Below are 14,249 nucleotides of genomic sequence, written 5' to 3'. Positions count from 1 at the left end.
GCCGATGTTAGATTCGATGCGGATCGAGGGAGGCGTGATCGTGATCAAGCCGCAGAACACCAACGCCGAGTTCCAGCTCGGCGGCATCAACCACGTCGCGCTGGTGTGTTCGGACATGGCCAGGACCGTCGACTTCTACAGCAACGTGCTGGGCATGCCGCTGATCAAATCGCTCGACCTGCCCGGCGGCATGGGTCAGCACTTCTTCTTCGACGCCGGCAACGGTGACTGTGTGGCGTTCTTCTGGTTCGCCGACGCGCCCGACCGGGTGCCGGGCATCTCCTCGCCCGAGGCGATCCCGGGCATCGGTGACATCGTCAGCGCCGTGAGCACGATGAACCATCTGGCATTCCACGTACCGGCCGAGCAGTTCGATGCCTACCGGCAGAAGCTCAAGGACAAGGGTGTGCGGGTCGGTCCGGTGCTCAATCACGACGAGAGCCCGGCGCAGGTGTCGGCGACGCTGCACCCGGGTGTCTACGTGCGCTCGTTCTACTTCCTCGACCCCGACGGCATCACGCTGGAATTCGCCTGCTGGACCAAGGAATTCACCTCGGGCGACGCCGCGGCCACACCGAAGACCGCGGCCGATCGCCGGGTGCCCGCCGCTGCGCAGCCCTGAGATCAGCCGGCGCGTCTCGACCGGCGTGGCGCCGCCGAGCGTGGGGGGCGGGACCGCATGTGGTCCCGGGCGCGCGTCATCAGCGTGCCCAGCGTGCGCACATCGCGATCCGAGAGCGGCTCGAACAGCAACTCGCGCACCAGGGCGATGTGGCCGGGAAGAACCGCGGCGACGCGCTTTCGGCCGGCTTCGGTGATGTCGACGACCGTGGCGCGCTGATCGTCGGGACTGGCGCGCCGGGTGATGAGCCCGTCGCGTTCCAGGAGCCCGGCTTGATGGGTCAAGCCGGAGCGGCTGTACACCACACCGTCGGCCAGATCGGTCATGGTCATCGCCCGGCCCTCGGCTGTCGCGAGTTTGGCGAGAATCTCGAATTGCACGTAGCTGAGCCCACCTTCGGCCTGCAACTGCTGGCGCACCGCGTACTGCAGCAGACTGACCGTCTCGGTCAACGCGAAGTAGGTGTGCATCTGCACCGGATTCAGGGACTCCGCCATCCCGTCATCCTATTGCTTCGATCACGAAGCATGGCCGGTCAGCGGTGCAGCGTCAGCCCGTCGACGATCTTGTCCACGGTCTTGCGCTCGGCCCGTACCGCGAGGCCGACGAGGTCGAGGTCGCCGCGGCTGCGGGCGGCCACCTCGGCCCGGTTGTCCTCGTCGTTCCCGGTGCCGAACAGTGCCGCGGTGAAGATGGCCGGGACAACACCGCGGCGGTGCGCGCGGTCGAACGTGCGGGTGAGCCGTGCCGCGCCGGCCTCGAACACCAGGACCGGCTGCCCGAACATCGCGGCGTAGGGCGTGCCGTCGGCGTCTGCATACGGCGACCCGATGGAGTCTCCCGCGCTCGCCGCGATGCCGCTGGCCAGAAACGCGGTCACGTTGAGCTTCTGCCAAGTCGGCAGCGTGTCGAGCAGCACGACGGCGATTTTCGTCGAATGAAGTGGTCGGCTGATCACCGCCGTGCCCATCACTGATTCGGTCATGGCTGCCGACCGTAACGGTTATACGGGCAGTAGCCCGGAGATGCCGAACAAGATTCGGCTGCGCATGTCAGACTCGCGGCATGGACGAATGGGATTCGGCGATCGTCGCGGCTCTGCAGGCAGATGGTCGGCGCAGCAACCGCGACCTCGCTGCCGCGCTCGGGGTGTCCCCGTCCACCACGCTGGAACGGGTCCGCGCACTGCGCGATCGCGGAGTCCTCGGGGGCGTCCATTACTCGGTCGATCCGGCCGCCCTCGGCCGCCCGGTGCAGGCGATGATCACCGTGCGCCTGCGTCCGCAGTCACGTCAGGTGATCCACGGCTTCCGTGATTTCGTCCGGCAACTGCCCGAGACTCTGCAGCTGTTCGTCACCACGGGCACCGAGGATCTTCTGGTTCACGTCGCCGTGGCCTCCACCGAGGCGCTGCGCGACTTCGTCCTCGACTCCCTGACCAAACGCCGCGAGGTCGCCGGCGTGCGCACCGAGGTCGTCTTCGAGCACATGCGCAATCACGTGGTGCGACCCGCCGGCTGACACCGGTCAGCGCTCAGGCGTCGTCGCGGTAGAGGCGCGGGTCGGCGAGCTGATCGATCAGCGTGCCGAGCTGAATCGCCAACTGGGCGGGCGTGACTCGTAGATCGTCGACCAGCCACGCGCTCAGCGTCTGCGCGACCCCGCCGACGACGAAGTGTGCGGCGGCCGCGATCCGCTCGTTGGCTTCGATCTCGAGGCCGGCACTGGCGTGCTGACCGGACAGCAGCGCGAACAATGCGCCGGACTCGGCCCGCTTGCGGACCACCACGGGGTTGGCCAGGTGCGCGCTGAACAGCAGTCGGCCCACCCGCGGATCGTCGGAGATGGTGCGCACGACGTTGGCCATGGCCGCGTGGTTCTGTTCTGCCGCCGGCGCGGCGGCCATCGCGGCCTGGGTGGTGCTCGCGATGTCGGCCACCACGCGGTCGAACACGGCGGCGACGAAGGCGTCCTTGTCGGTGAAACTCTCGTAGAAGTAGCGCGCAGCCAGGCCGGACTGCGCACAGATCGCGCGCACCGTGAGTTCCGCGGGGGCGGGTCCGCCGCCGAGCAGATCGAGGCCGGCCTCGAGCAGTCGCCGCCGACGCTGCGCCATCCGCTGCTGAGCATCGACGCCGCGGTAGGGGCGGAGCTGGGCCATACCCCATCTTGACACCCGCCCGCCGTCGCGACCAGAATCAGGAAACGTACGTGAGCAGTTTTGGCGGCGGACGAGAGGACCTGTCGGTGACCGTGGACGAGTCGATGACGGCCGCGACGACGACCGGCGACGGGATGCTCGGCCTCGGGCTGCTGGCCGGCCCCGCGAACGTGATCATGCAGCTCGCACAGCCCGGCGTCGGCTACGGCGTCCTCGAGAGTCGCGTCGAGAGCGGCCGGGTCGACCTGCACCCGATCAAGAGGGCGCGGACCACCTTCACCTACCTGGCTGTCTCGACCAACGGCACCGAGGCCCAGAAAGCCGCGTTCCGGCGTGCCGTCAACCGGGCGCACGCGCAGGTGTATTCGCTCGACTCCAGCCCCGTCGAGTACCACGCCTTCGACAAGGACCTACAGATGTGGGTCGGGGCGTGCCTGTACAAGGGAGTCGTCGACGTGCACCGGCTCTTCGTGGGCGAGCTGGACGAGGAGACCGCCGAGCGGCTGTTCGTGCAGGGCCGCAAGTTGGGCACCATGCTGCAGGTACCGGAGGACATGTGGCCGGCCGACCGGGCCGCGTTCGACCGCTACTGGCAGGAGTCGCTGGAGAAGGTGCACATCGACGACACCGTGCGCGAGTACCTGTATCCCATCGCGGCGTCGCGCGTAAGCGGGGTGCGGATGCCCGGGCCGCTGCAGCGATGGTCGGAGAGCGCGGCGTTGCTGATCACCACCGGCTTCCTGCCGCAACGCTTCCGTGACGAGATGCGGCTGCCCTGGGATGCCAAGCGTCAGAGGAGGTTTGATCGATTGGTTGCAGTGCTGCGCACGGTGACCGCCTTCTCGCCGCGTATCGTGCGGGAGTTTCCGTTCAACCTGCTACTGAAGGACGTCGATCGGCGGATCCGCACCGGCCGCCCTCTGGTCTGAGTGCCGGCGCTCAGTCGAACATCAACGGACCGAGGAAGCGTGTCATCCGGCGCAGGTAGTCGGGCTGGCTGACGTGCAGCACGTGGTTGCCCGGGAACCAGTGAAAGGCGCAGCGGTCCCAGTGCTTCCACAGGATCTCGGCCTGCTCGGGCGGCGCCAACCGGTCGCCGAGACCGGCGATGATGAGCCGGCGCTCCTTGGCGGGCAGCGGCCGGTAGTTCAGCGGTGAGGAGTACATCTGCGCTGCCTCGGTGAGCGAAGAGTCGGTACCGGCCAACCAGTTCCGCAGCGCCACGACCTTGTTCGCCGGGAACCACTCGTCGACGGTGCGGTCGGGGGTCACGACGGGGACGTTCGGGATCACCGCCTGGATGCGGTTGTCGACGCTGGCGAGCAGCGCCGCGGTGTATCCGCCAAGCGACATGCCGGTCAGGGCGATGCGGTCCACTCCGGTGTGCTCGAGATAGTCCAGCGCGGACCGGAAGTCGTGCACGGCCTGCGCCATCGCCTCGCAGAACCCGGCGAACCCGTGCGCGAAGTAGCCGTGCCCGCTGAACGGCGAGTACTGCTCGGCGCGGCGGCCGTGGAACGGCAGCGTGTAGAGCATCACGTCGTAGCCCGAGCGGTAGAACCACGGCAGCGAGAAGAACAGGCCGTTGAACAGATAGGCCGAGCCCATGAACCCGTGGATCAGGCACAGCGTGGGCCGGGGGCCGTCCTCGTGCCGCCAGTGTTGCGCGTGCACGACGTTGTTGCGGACGAACCCTGCGCACTGCTCGCGCAGCGCGGGGTTCACGGCGGTGAAACTGCTGTCGAACCGGATGTTGCGGACATTGCCGCGCGCCACCCACTCGGCCACCGGATTGGCGGGTCGTGACGCCACCCGCGGCAGCGACGTCGGAGCCGGGAACGCCAGCTCAGGGATTTTGGCCGCGGCCAGTTCGGCGTAGAACGCGAGGTGGTCGCGCTCGGCGGCGGACTGCGAGCGGCGCAGGGCGCCGGCCACCGACGGCGCCATCGTGACGCTGAGCAGCGATGCGATCGAGGTGCGCAGCGCCACGTCGGCGAGCGCGGAGGAGTCGACGATCAGCCGCTGCCGCAGCGTGAGATCGACCCTGCGGGGCAATCCGCGCCGGGTCGCGTCCTCCCCGGGGACATCGGGCACCGGGAGGGGCAGATCGTCGGGTTCCTGCGGGGACGCGACGGTGGAGTCCACGTCCTGCATGCTAATCGCGCCGACACCGGCGCTGCCACACTGGCACGATGTGGAATCCCGCCGTCTACCTCGCTTACGCCGACCATCGGGGCCGACCGTTCTACGACCTGCTCGCCCGCGTGGCAGCCGACGCACCCCGGCGCATCGTCGACCTGGGCTGCGGACCCGGCAATCTGACCGCCGATCTGACGACGCGCTGGCCGGAGGCGGTGATCGAGGCCTGGGACTCCTCGGCCGAGATGGTGGAGGCGGCGCGCAATCGCGGGGTGGACGCCCGCGTGGGGGACGTCCGGGATTGGGCTCCCACACCTGACACCGACGTCGTCATCAGCAACGCGACGCTGCACTGGGTGCCCGAGCACCCGGAGCTGCTGGTCCGGTGGGCCGGACAACTGGGTTCGGGCTCGTGGATCGCCGTCCAGGTCCCGGGCAACTTCGGGGCCCCGTCCCACACGGCGGTGCGGGACCTCGCCCACAGCGCACATTGGGCAGAACTGCTGCGCGACTTGCCTTTCGACGCGCCCGAGGTGGTGCGGACGCCGGTCGGCTACGCGGGCCTGCTCAGCGATGCGGGGTGCGCGGTGGACGTCTGGGAGACCACCTATGTGCACGAGTTGACCGGCGATCATCCGGTGCTCGAGTGGATTCACGGCACCTCGCTGCGTCCGGTGCGGGCCCGCCTCTCCGATGAGCAGTGGCGCCGATTCCGGGACGAATTGATACCGATGCTGGCCGCGGCCTATCCGCGTCGGGCCGACGGCACGACCTTCTTCCCGTTCCGCCGGATCTTCGTCGTGGCGCAGGTGAGGTGACTCAGCGACGCCGGTCGCGGAATTCGGTGCTCAGGTGGGCAGACCTTCCTTATCCGCGTCGGCGCGGTACCGGTCCACCCACTCGTCGGAGCGCTGATCCGCCTGACGTTCGAGCACCGGCCGCGGGGCGAGCCGCGGATCCTGTCCGACGGCTTCCAGCACCGAGGCCACCACCTCGGTGAGGTTGCGCCACAGCACCGGGTAGGGCACGTCCATCGGCTCGACGTTCTCCTCGGCGAACCAGGTGCGCCAGCCCTCCTCCTGGGCGCGCAGCATCGTGACCACATGCGCGATGGCGCCGGAGTGGTACTCGGCGCGGGCGTCGCGCACCGGGTCGGGCCGCCCGCGCCACACCCGGGTCTGCACGGCGCGCCAGAACGAAACCGCCTGGGACACAACGTCGGGGCGGTAGACATGAATGAGGACAGGATCGCTGCCGATGACGTCGCGGATGGCGGCGAGCAGCCCGGTGCCCGACCGGTCGTGCAGTCCTTCGGCGCGCTGCAGCAGCAGCGGCGTCTGGTTCCACATCAGCTTGCCGCCCCAGACGCCGTTCGGTGTGCGCCCGACGGTGCGGATGTAGTCGCGCCAGATCTCCGGTGGGGCGAGATCCGGTCTGCCTTCGTCGAGCGGATCGAGCAGCCGCAGAATCGACTCGTCGGCCACCCCCTCGAACCACTGCCGTGGCTGCGGCGACTGACTGGTGGTCGGCAGGTACTGGAAGAACTCGCCCGGCTCGCCGGCCACGCCGGTGGCGCGCAGCGACTCGACGAGCAGGGTGCTGCCGCTGCGCTGGGAGGCGAGCACCAGATATGCCGACGAGGCTGACATTCGCATGAGCTTAGCCTGAGGTTTCAGCCATCCGCACCATCGGGTTTTCCGATCACGCTGAGGGAAACTCTTGTCCCGATCGAGGTTGGTCGACGATCCCGCGTTCGGCGGCATTGGCTCTGCGGCTTGGGATTTCGAGATCGCGGACCAGTAGGTAGGTCTCGGTGTAGCGGGCGGCGATCCGGGTGCCTGCGAAGTCCGACGGGATGACGTCGCCGGTCTTCTGCCGCCAGTCGTTGAGCATCAGCGCCAGATCGCTCCCGATGGCCTCCGCTTTGCCGATGGCCTCTGCTTTGTCGGGCGGCTGCGGTGCGAGCAGGTTGTGTGACTCCGTCGGATCGGCGGCGAGGTCGTAGAGCTCGCGCTCCGGCCGCGGAGTCTGCACCAGCGGTTCGACCGCGCGGCCCGGGGCACTGTCGGCGATGTCCCACGGCAGGTCCAGCATCGGCCGGTCGGCGGCGTAGTTCTCGATGTAGCTGAACTCCTTGGTCCGGATCGCGCGGATCGGGTCGAACGAGTCGTGGTAGGTCTTCGTGGTGTACACCGCGGTGCGGACCGGGTCGATGTGTGTTCCGTCCGCGACCAGATGCCTTGCGTGCGAGAGTCCTTCGATTTCGGCCGGCACGTCGACACCGAGCAGGTCCAGCAGCGTGGGCAGCAGATCGACCCCGCTGAACAGGTCGTCGTAGACCTTCGGCGCCACCGCGGCGTCGCGGGGCGGCCGGATGATCATCGCGATGCCCGTGCCCGCGCCGTAGAGCGTCGATTTGGCGCGGGGCAGCGCCGGGCCGTGGTCGGTGACGAACACCACCCAGGTGTTGCGGACGAGTCCGGTCTCGGCCAGCGTGTCGAGCAGTTGGCCGACGGCGGCGTCGGCGACCGCGATCGATCCGTAGAAGTCCGCGAGATCCTGACGCACCGGTCCGGTGTCGGGCAGGAACCCGGGCAGGTCCACGCCGGCGGGATCGGCCGGGTCGTAGCGGTCGTGCGGGTAGGGCCGGTGGGTCTCGAAGAAGCCGGTGGTGAGCAGGAACGGCTTGTCCGGCGGATCGGTGAGCCAGCTCGTGGCCCGCTCCACCACGTACTCGCAGTACGAGTTCGACACGTCGAATTCGTCGAAGCCGAGCCTCGACGGGAACGACGTCTCATGCTGCATTCCGAAAAGAGCAGTGTGCCAACCCTTCTCGGAAAGAATATGCGGTAGGGTCCGCACCCCGGCGCGGTACTCCCAGCCGTGGTGGGCCAGCCCGATCAGGCCGTTGCTCTGCGGATAGCGGCCGGTGAACAGCGACCCCCGCGACGGCGAGCACAGCGGGGCGGTCGCGTGGGCGTCGGTGAACAGGATGCCCTCGGCGGCCAGCGCGTCGAGCCGGGGACTGGACACGTCCGGGTGGCCGTAGACGCCGAGGTAGCGACCGAGGTCGTGCCAGTGCACGAGCAGAACGTTGTCCCGCTGCCGTTGGCCCACAGGTCGTCCTTTCGGTGTCGGTTACTGCCGGTTGCCCGGCAACGTTATCGGCAAATCGTCGAGAAGCATGTGCACACCCGGTAGCGTCGGGAGCGCAGCGAGGGGAGCGAGCATGAAGCGCTACATCGTCGGCGCATCGGCCGGCCTGTTGATCGCGGCGGGGCTGATGACTTCCGCGCCGGCCGGCGCGGGCTGCGTGTACGGCGGCGCCTTCATCAGCAAGTGCGACGGACCCGTGCAACCCGACGGCAGCTGGGAGCGGTGCGTGGGCATTCCGGGCGTCGTCCCCAGCGGTTTCGGCACCCATCTGGTCCCGGTCAAACAGTGCGGGGTGATGGGGCCCGGCCGCGTCGGCGGGGATGCCGCGTTCTCCGATCCGCCTGTGCACCTCGCCGACTGAGCGCGGCCTCCTACGGGTGGTACGGCACGCCGACGGCGCGTAACACGAATTCGGGCGGGACGTCGAAGGCCAGCGAGGTGCGGGGCAGTCGGGCCAGGAGGTCGGCCGGGATGAGTTCCTTGTAGTGCAGTGACAGCTCACCCGAGCAGCGCGGGTCGACGGCGGCGACGTCGACCTCGAGCGTCAGCCCGGTCGCGTCGAGCGTCCCGGTCACCGCGCCGGACTGCGGCGCGTCCCAGCGCAGATCGACGGTGCGCCCGGCCAGCTTCGGCACCGTCGACAGCGTCGCCAGCACCCGCTGACGGGTCAGCACCAACGAGCCCACGTAGCTGGCGATGCTGCCGGCGGACCGAAGTCCGGGCACCGCACCGCGGAACCGGCGGGTGACGGGAACGTACTCGGCGATGAGCAGGATTCCCTCGGCCTCGACCTCGGCGCGCAGCTCGGAGGGCAGCTTGCCGATCCGCAGGAGCTTCCGGACAAACACGGCCATGCAGGCACGGTAACCCAGCGGCTGGGCCGGCCGGTCGACCAGCCGTGGTACACGTGGTCGGATGGATGCACGCAGGGGCCTGCTGGCCGGATCGGCCGTGGTGGCGGTCGGCATCTTCGCGGCGATGCTCGCCGGTTACCTCGCCGGCTGGACGCCGCTGGCGCGCCTCGACGACGGGGCGCTGGAGCCGATGCTGCGCTTCGGCGAGGCGCACCCGGGCTGGGTGACCGCGTGGGACATCTATTGCACGGTGCTCGGCCCGACGGTCTTCCGGCTGGTGACCGTCGTCGTCATCGTGATCGCGTTCGCCCGGCGCAACGTCCGCACCGCGATGTTCCTGATCGTCAGTGTCGAGCTCAGCGGGCTGGTCACAGAGATCGCCAAGAACCTCGTCGACCGTCCGCGGCCGGCAGGCGCGCTTGTGCACGCCGCGTCGTCGTCGTTCCCGTCCGGTCATGCGCTGGGCGTCATGGTCGCCGTCTGCGCGTTGCTGACGGTCGCGCTGCCCTTGGTCGACCCGGGTAAGCGCGGCTGGCTGGTCGCGCTCGGTGTGACGGTGATCGTGACGATCGGTGCCGGCCGTGTCGTCCTCAACGTGCACCACCCCTCCGACGTGATCGCCGGATGGGCGCTGGGCTACGCCTACGTCGTGGCGTGTTTCCTGCTCGTCCGTCCCGTGCGGCCCATCACGGTTCCGGACGAAACACCGGCAGTGCCCGGTAGCGCACGCTGAAGCTGGCCTCGGTCACCTCGGTGCCGACCTCCCCGTCGAGGGCCAGGACCGTCGGGCCGTCCACCGAGCGGAACGCGAATTCGGGCACCCGCAGTTCGCGGTAGAGCGGGCTGCGCGTCAGACGGCCGAACATCAGCGCTGCGATGATCCGCAGCTTGGCCAGCGGCCGGCCGGTGTCCAGGATCCGGATGTCGATCAAACCGTCGTCCATCCGGGTGCGCCGCGACGGCGCGAATCCCGACGGCAGGTAGATCGAGTTGCCGAGGAAGAACAGCGACGTTTGCAGCGTCTGGTTGTCGTAGCTGATGCGTACCGGCTGATCGCGGCGCAGCGTGTGGAACATCGCGTAGATGCCGGCCAGCGGCTTGCCGATCCGGTGTTCCAGCTTCTCCCGGGTCTGCACGAACTGCGGGTAGGCGCCGATACTCGCCGTGTTGACGACCATCTGCTTCTCGTTCAGGCGGACCACGTCGACGCACGACACGGTGCCCTGCTGGATCGCGGCCACCGTCTTGGCGGTGGTGTCGCAGCCGATGTCCTTGGCGAAGTGGTTGAACGTCCCCGCGGGGAACACCGCGAGCGGCACGTCCTCCTCGAGCGCGATGCTCGCTGCCACCGCAACGGTGCCGTCGCCGCCGCCGACGGCCAGCACCTCGGCTCGCTGGGCGGCCGACCGGAAGACGGCCGCCACGTCGTCGTCCTCACCCAACTCCACGATCTCGGCGTCCGGAAGCGCCTCGCGGACCTCGTCGAGCACCCGTGCGCCGGTGCCACTGCCCGACGCGGGGTTCACGACCACCGTGACGCCGGCGCCGCGCGGCCGCTCCGGGGCGTCCATCCGCAGCGCGGCCGCGCCGGGAAGTCGTTCTTCGACGATCGGCGGCACCACCCGCGCACCCAGCACCGCGATGCCCGCGCCGAGCCCGAAGCCGGCCAGCACGTCACCCGGGTAGTGCGCCCCGACCGCCACCCGCGACATGCCGACCAGGCCGGCCAGCAGCGCCAATCCCAGCCCCACCGGCGCGTTCTCCAGCCCGACCCCGACCGCGAACGCCGCCGCGCTGGCCGAATGCCCGGACGGCAGCGAGTTCGACGTCGGTGCGCGCCGCGTCTGGCGTGCCAGCGGTACGAGCAACCTGCTGGGCCGTTCCCGCCGCCAGACCCGCTTGGCGCCCTGATTGGTGACCAGGCTCGTCACGCCCAGCGTCAGCACCCCCCGCATCGCGCCGCGTTTGACGGAGGGATTGCCGAACACCGCCAGGCCGGCCGCGATCGCGAACCACAGCTTGGAATGGTCGGCGGCCTTGGTGAGCCGCGGCATGACGGCGTCGATCAGCGGACTCGGCGACTCCGCGACGGCCTCGAAGACCTCCCGGTCCAGCGTGCCCAGCCCTTGGCCGATCTGGCGGATTCCGCGGCGTCGCGCTCGCATGGGCAGTAGGTCCATCACGCCAACGTAGCCGAGAGGACCCGAGGGCAAACCTCGCGGACCGCGACCCGATCGTGTCCCAATCTTGATTCGGAATATGTCCTTCGACAGCGACGATGAGGGCCATGCGCCGACTGTTCACCGTGCTGTGCGCGTCGGCGATCACCCTGGTGCTGACGTGTGCGACAGCGCCCGTGGGCTACGCCGCGTTCAATCCGTGGTTCGCCGGTTCCGTCGGTTCCGCCACTCAGGTGCTCTCGGTGACGGGCACCGGGGGATCCGAGGCCAAACTCGACGTCTGGCAGCGCACCGCGACCGGCTGGCAACCCGTCTCCGGCGGAGTGGGCATCCCGGCCAAGATCGGTGCGAAAGGCATGTCGGCCAACCACTTCGACGGTTCGATGATGACGCCGAAAGGTGTCTACACCCTCGACTTCTCCTTCGGCACCCAGCCCGACCCCGGCGGGGGTCTGCGCTACATCCGGGTCGGGCCCAACCACTGGTGGGACGGCGACATGAAGAGCCCGACGTACAACACCATGCAGGTGTGCGACAGGGACAACTGCCGCTTCAACACCTCGCCGAGTTCGGGCACCGAGAATCTCGACATCCCGCAGTACGCGCATGCGGTGGTGATGGGCGTGAACAAGGAACGGATCCCCGGGAAGGGCGGCGCGTTCTTCGTGCACAGCACCGACGGCGGACCCACCGCGGGCTGCGTCGCGATCGATGACGCGACGTTGGTGACGATCATGCGGTGGCTGCGACCCGGCGCGATGATCGCCGTCACCTCCGCTACAGATTGATCGCGCGGCCCGGCTTCACCTTGAAGTTCAACGCCTCCAACGACATCGAGGCGTCGTAGGTGCGGTCGTAGCCGGTCTCGCTGATCTTCCAGCCGTTCTCGGTACGGCGGTAGCGGTCGTGATAGAAACCCGCGCCGATCAGCATGAAGTTGAAGTCGGGTGCGATCACACGATCCTGCAGGTACCACGTGGCCGTGGCCTCGTCGCCGTCCACGGTGATCTCGGGGTGGTTGACGCGGTGCTCGGTCAGGATCTCCGGTCCCAGCGAGTTGCGCATGAACCCGACCAGTTCGTCGCGGGTGCTGAAGTGGTGCTCCTCGCCGACCGATTCGCCGTAGCGGCCCACCACGTCCTCGGTGAGGGTGTCGGCGAACTCGTCCCAGTGCTTGGTGTCGAGCGCCCGAAGGTACCGGTATTTGACCGCTTTGATGTCGTCGATGTCACCCATGGCCGTCATTGCAGCACATTTCGGTACCGCAGAGTGTCTGATGCGCTCGACCGGCGCCTCGGTTTAAGGTGTGCGCTGTCATGAGCGATGCGCTGGGGTTGTCGATCGGCACCACCAACCTCGCCGCGGCAGGGGTCGGACGTCCACCGGTGCTCCGGCGGTCGGTGCTGACCGTCTTCGGTCACGCCGCTCCGGAGGTCGGGTTTCCGGCCGGGCGCGCCGGCGGTGTGATGTTGTCCGGATTCGTCGATCGCGTCGGAGACCCGGTGCCGCTGGTCGCCGCCGACGGCTCGAGGTTTCCGGCGGAGCAGCTCGTCGTCGAGGCGCTGGAGGCGATGGCCGGGCTGGCCGGTGCGGTGTCCCCGGACGATGTGGCGGTCGCCGTGCCGTCGCACTGGGGTCCGACCGCCCTGGGCGCCCTGCGCGATGCGCTGACGGCCGGCGGCCCGCTCACCCCGGCCGGGTCGCCGCCGCGGCTCCTCCCGGACGCTGTGGCGGCGCTCACGGCGGTCAACGCCGACCCCGGCCTCGAACGCAGCGGCGTGGTGGCCGTCCTCGACGTCGGCGGCAGCGGCACGAGCGTCAGCCTCGCCGACGCCGCCGCGGCGTTCGATCTGATCGGGCCCACCGAGCGGTTCGCCGAGTTCGCCGGCGACCAGATCGACCAGGCGTTGCTCACCCACGTGCTGGAGCGGATCCCCGGCAGTCCAGCCGACACCGGAGCGACCGCTGCGGTCGGCTCGCTGGCGCGTCTTCGCGAGGACTGCCGGACCGCCAAGGAAAGACTCTCACTGCATCCCGAGGCCCGCGTCGACGTCGACGTGCCGGGGTATCACGGCGACATCGTGGTGACCCGCGCCGAGCTGGAAGCCCTGATCGCCCGTCCGCTCGACGGACTGGTCGGCGTCTTCGAAACGACATTGGCGCGCAACGACATCGGTGTCGACAGGGTCTCCACCATCGTGCTCGTCGGTGGGGGAGCCGCGATACCGGCACTCGCGCAGCGGTTTTCGGCGCTCCCGGGCCGGGTGGTGGTGACGCCGCGCCCTGCGCTGGACGCCGCCGTCGGCGCGGCGCTGTTCGCCGCCTACGGCCGCTCCGCGGACACCGCCACGTGGATGGCCCCCGCCGTGGCGCCGTCACCGCCGGCCACCGACTCCTCGACGTATGCGCTGGCCTGGTCCCAGGACGACCCGGCGGGCGAAGACGTCGTCCTCTACACAGGTCCGGACATCGAGACCGAACCCGTCAACCCCTACCGGCTCAGCACGCCGCCGGAGACCGTCGCCGAGGACGACGTCAAGCCCTGGCAGCGGTTGCCGCTTTCGGTACTCGGCCTGGTCGCTGCCATCGCGCTGATCGCGGTCGGCGGTGTCGCCATCGCCCTGACCAGCGTCGACAGCCCCGATCCGGAGCAGCCGCGGCCTGGCACCGCGCCGCTGAGCCGGGAATTCACTCCGCCGAGCGTCGAAGGCCAGACGGTCACGGTGTCCCAGCAGCAGAACGTGCCGCCGCCGCCCGTCACCACCAGTGCCGCTCCGCCGCCGAGTCCCGTCGTCACCACGACGGTGCCGACGACCACCACGACGGCGCCCACGACGACCACTACGACGACGACCACTACGACGACGACGACCACGACCACGACGACGACGACCACCACGACCACGGCACCCACGACGACGCCACCGACGACGACGCCGCCCACGACGACGGCGCCGACCACCACCGCCGTCACCACACCACCGACCACACCGCCGACCGTGCGCACGACGACGAGCTACCTCACCGTTCCTTTCGTCCCGGTGCCGATCCCCATTCAGGTGCCCGTAGCGCCCTGACCGACGAGATCGAGGGGTTTCCCCGATTCCTCGGGGGGTCGGCTCCGCCTATCTTCAGAA

Annotated in this window: 17 protein-coding genes; 8 read left to right on the top strand and 9 right to left on the bottom strand. The window is 69.2% G+C overall.

Annotated features, from left to right (window positions below; translation table 11 throughout):
* The first annotated feature begins 40 nt into the window (after nucleotides 1–40).
* Complete coding sequence (locus G6N45_RS02740) at nucleotides 41–622, top strand: VOC family protein (protein ID WP_163727676.1); 582 nt, start codon at nucleotides 41–43, stop codon at nucleotides 620–622.
* 2 nt (nucleotides 623–624) lie between these two features.
* Here G6N45_RS02740 and G6N45_RS02735 read toward each other — a convergent pair whose 3' ends face one another.
* A complete protein-coding gene (locus G6N45_RS02735; protein ID WP_163720307.1) occupies nucleotides 625–1,119 on the bottom strand; it encodes a MarR family winged helix-turn-helix transcriptional regulator in 495 nt (164 codons plus the stop codon).
* A gap of 38 nt (nucleotides 1,120–1,157) precedes the next feature.
* Nucleotides 1,158–1,607 carry a PTH2-like family protein gene (locus G6N45_RS02730; protein ID WP_246228855.1) on the bottom strand — a complete coding sequence of 150 codons (450 nt, stop codon included), beginning with the start codon at nucleotides 1,605–1,607 and terminating at the stop codon, nucleotides 1,158–1,160.
* 80 nt (nucleotides 1,608–1,687) lie between these two features.
* Between G6N45_RS02730 and G6N45_RS02725 the strand changes: the two genes are divergently transcribed.
* Nucleotides 1,688–2,143: an Lrp/AsnC family transcriptional regulator gene (locus G6N45_RS02725; protein WP_163720306.1), complete on the top strand. Its 456-nt coding sequence runs from the start codon at nucleotides 1,688–1,690 to the stop codon at nucleotides 2,141–2,143.
* Between the two features lie 13 nt (nucleotides 2,144–2,156).
* Here G6N45_RS02725 and G6N45_RS02720 read toward each other — a convergent pair whose 3' ends face one another.
* Complete coding sequence (locus G6N45_RS02720) at nucleotides 2,157–2,783, bottom strand: TetR/AcrR family transcriptional regulator (RefSeq protein ID WP_163720305.1); 627 nt, start codon at nucleotides 2,781–2,783, stop codon at nucleotides 2,157–2,159.
* 104 nt (nucleotides 2,784–2,887) lie between these two features.
* On the opposite strand from G6N45_RS02720, the gene G6N45_RS02715 reads away from it, so the two are divergent.
* The gene (locus tag G6N45_RS02715; RefSeq protein WP_163727669.1) at nucleotides 2,888–3,712 is read left to right on the top strand and encodes an oxygenase MpaB family protein; all 825 of its coding nucleotides are present in this window, start codon (nucleotides 2,888–2,890) and stop codon (nucleotides 3,710–3,712) included.
* 10 nt (nucleotides 3,713–3,722) lie between these two features.
* Here G6N45_RS02715 and G6N45_RS02710 read toward each other — a convergent pair whose 3' ends face one another.
* The gene (locus G6N45_RS02710) at nucleotides 3,723–4,928 is read right to left on the bottom strand and encodes an alpha/beta hydrolase family protein (protein WP_407664271.1); all 1,206 of its coding nucleotides are present in this window, start codon (nucleotides 4,926–4,928) and stop codon (nucleotides 3,723–3,725) included.
* 47 nt (nucleotides 4,929–4,975) lie between these two features.
* Between G6N45_RS02710 and G6N45_RS02705 the strand changes: the two genes are divergently transcribed.
* Entirely contained in the window at nucleotides 4,976–5,740 is a 765-nt protein-coding gene (locus tag G6N45_RS02705) for a trans-aconitate 2-methyltransferase (protein WP_163720303.1), read from the top strand.
* A gap of 30 nt (nucleotides 5,741–5,770) precedes the next feature.
* Here G6N45_RS02705 and stf0 read toward each other — a convergent pair whose 3' ends face one another.
* Nucleotides 5,771–6,571 (bottom strand): trehalose 2-sulfotransferase, encoded by an 801-nt coding sequence (stf0, locus tag G6N45_RS02700; RefSeq protein ID WP_163727666.1) that lies wholly within the window; start codon nucleotides 6,569–6,571, stop codon nucleotides 5,771–5,773.
* A 52-nt stretch (nucleotides 6,572–6,623) separates the two neighbouring features.
* Nucleotides 6,624–8,039: a sulfatase family protein gene (locus G6N45_RS02695; RefSeq protein WP_163720302.1), complete on the bottom strand. Its 1,416-nt coding sequence runs from the start codon at nucleotides 8,037–8,039 to the stop codon at nucleotides 6,624–6,626.
* Nucleotides 8,040–8,151: 112 nt separating this feature from the next.
* On the opposite strand from G6N45_RS02695, the gene G6N45_RS02690 reads away from it, so the two are divergent.
* The gene (locus G6N45_RS02690) at nucleotides 8,152–8,439 is read left to right on the top strand and encodes a CDGP domain-containing protein (RefSeq protein ID WP_057150200.1); all 288 of its coding nucleotides are present in this window, start codon (nucleotides 8,152–8,154) and stop codon (nucleotides 8,437–8,439) included.
* A 10-nt stretch (nucleotides 8,440–8,449) separates the two neighbouring features.
* On the opposite strand, the gene G6N45_RS02685 is transcribed toward G6N45_RS02690, so the two are convergent.
* Nucleotides 8,450–8,932 (bottom strand): hypothetical protein, encoded by a 483-nt coding sequence (locus G6N45_RS02685; protein WP_163720301.1) that lies wholly within the window; start codon nucleotides 8,930–8,932, stop codon nucleotides 8,450–8,452.
* Nucleotides 8,933–8,993: 61 nt separating this feature from the next.
* Here G6N45_RS02685 and G6N45_RS02680 point away from each other — a divergent pair, with 61 nt between their 5' ends.
* On the top strand, nucleotides 8,994–9,665 hold the full coding sequence (locus G6N45_RS02680; protein ID WP_163720300.1) for a phosphatase PAP2 family protein: 672 nt from the start codon (nucleotides 8,994–8,996) through the stop codon (nucleotides 9,663–9,665).
* Here the strand turns inward: G6N45_RS02680 and G6N45_RS02675 are convergent.
* A complete protein-coding gene (locus G6N45_RS02675; protein ID WP_163720299.1) occupies nucleotides 9,619–11,112 on the bottom strand; it encodes a bifunctional phosphatase PAP2/diacylglycerol kinase family protein in 1,494 nt (497 codons plus the stop codon). The genes G6N45_RS02680 and G6N45_RS02675 overlap by 47 nt on opposite strands.
* 107 nt (nucleotides 11,113–11,219) lie before the next feature.
* On the opposite strand from G6N45_RS02675, the gene G6N45_RS02670 reads away from it, so the two are divergent.
* Complete coding sequence (locus tag G6N45_RS02670) at nucleotides 11,220–11,900, top strand: L,D-transpeptidase family protein (protein WP_163720298.1); 681 nt, start codon at nucleotides 11,220–11,222, stop codon at nucleotides 11,898–11,900.
* Here G6N45_RS02670 and G6N45_RS02665 read toward each other — a convergent pair.
* A complete protein-coding gene (locus G6N45_RS02665; protein WP_170312468.1) occupies nucleotides 11,890–12,348 on the bottom strand; it encodes a nuclear transport factor 2 family protein in 459 nt (152 codons plus the stop codon). The two genes, G6N45_RS02670 and G6N45_RS02665, sit on opposite strands and share 11 nt — an antisense overlap.
* A gap of 80 nt (nucleotides 12,349–12,428) precedes the next feature.
* Between G6N45_RS02665 and G6N45_RS02660 the strand changes: the two genes are divergently transcribed.
* On the top strand, nucleotides 12,429–14,189 hold the full coding sequence (locus tag G6N45_RS02660) for an Hsp70 family protein (protein WP_163720296.1): 1,761 nt from the start codon (nucleotides 12,429–12,431) through the stop codon (nucleotides 14,187–14,189).
* Nucleotides 14,190–14,249: the final 60 nt, after the last annotated feature.

This window comes from Mycolicibacterium psychrotolerans (assembly GCF_010729305.1).
GTDB classification, from domain to species: domain Bacteria; phylum Actinomycetota; class Actinomycetes; order Mycobacteriales; family Mycobacteriaceae; genus Mycobacterium; species Mycobacterium psychrotolerans.
Note: the sequence above shows the minus strand (reverse complement) of the source record. Positions and strands in the feature narration are given on the sequence as shown.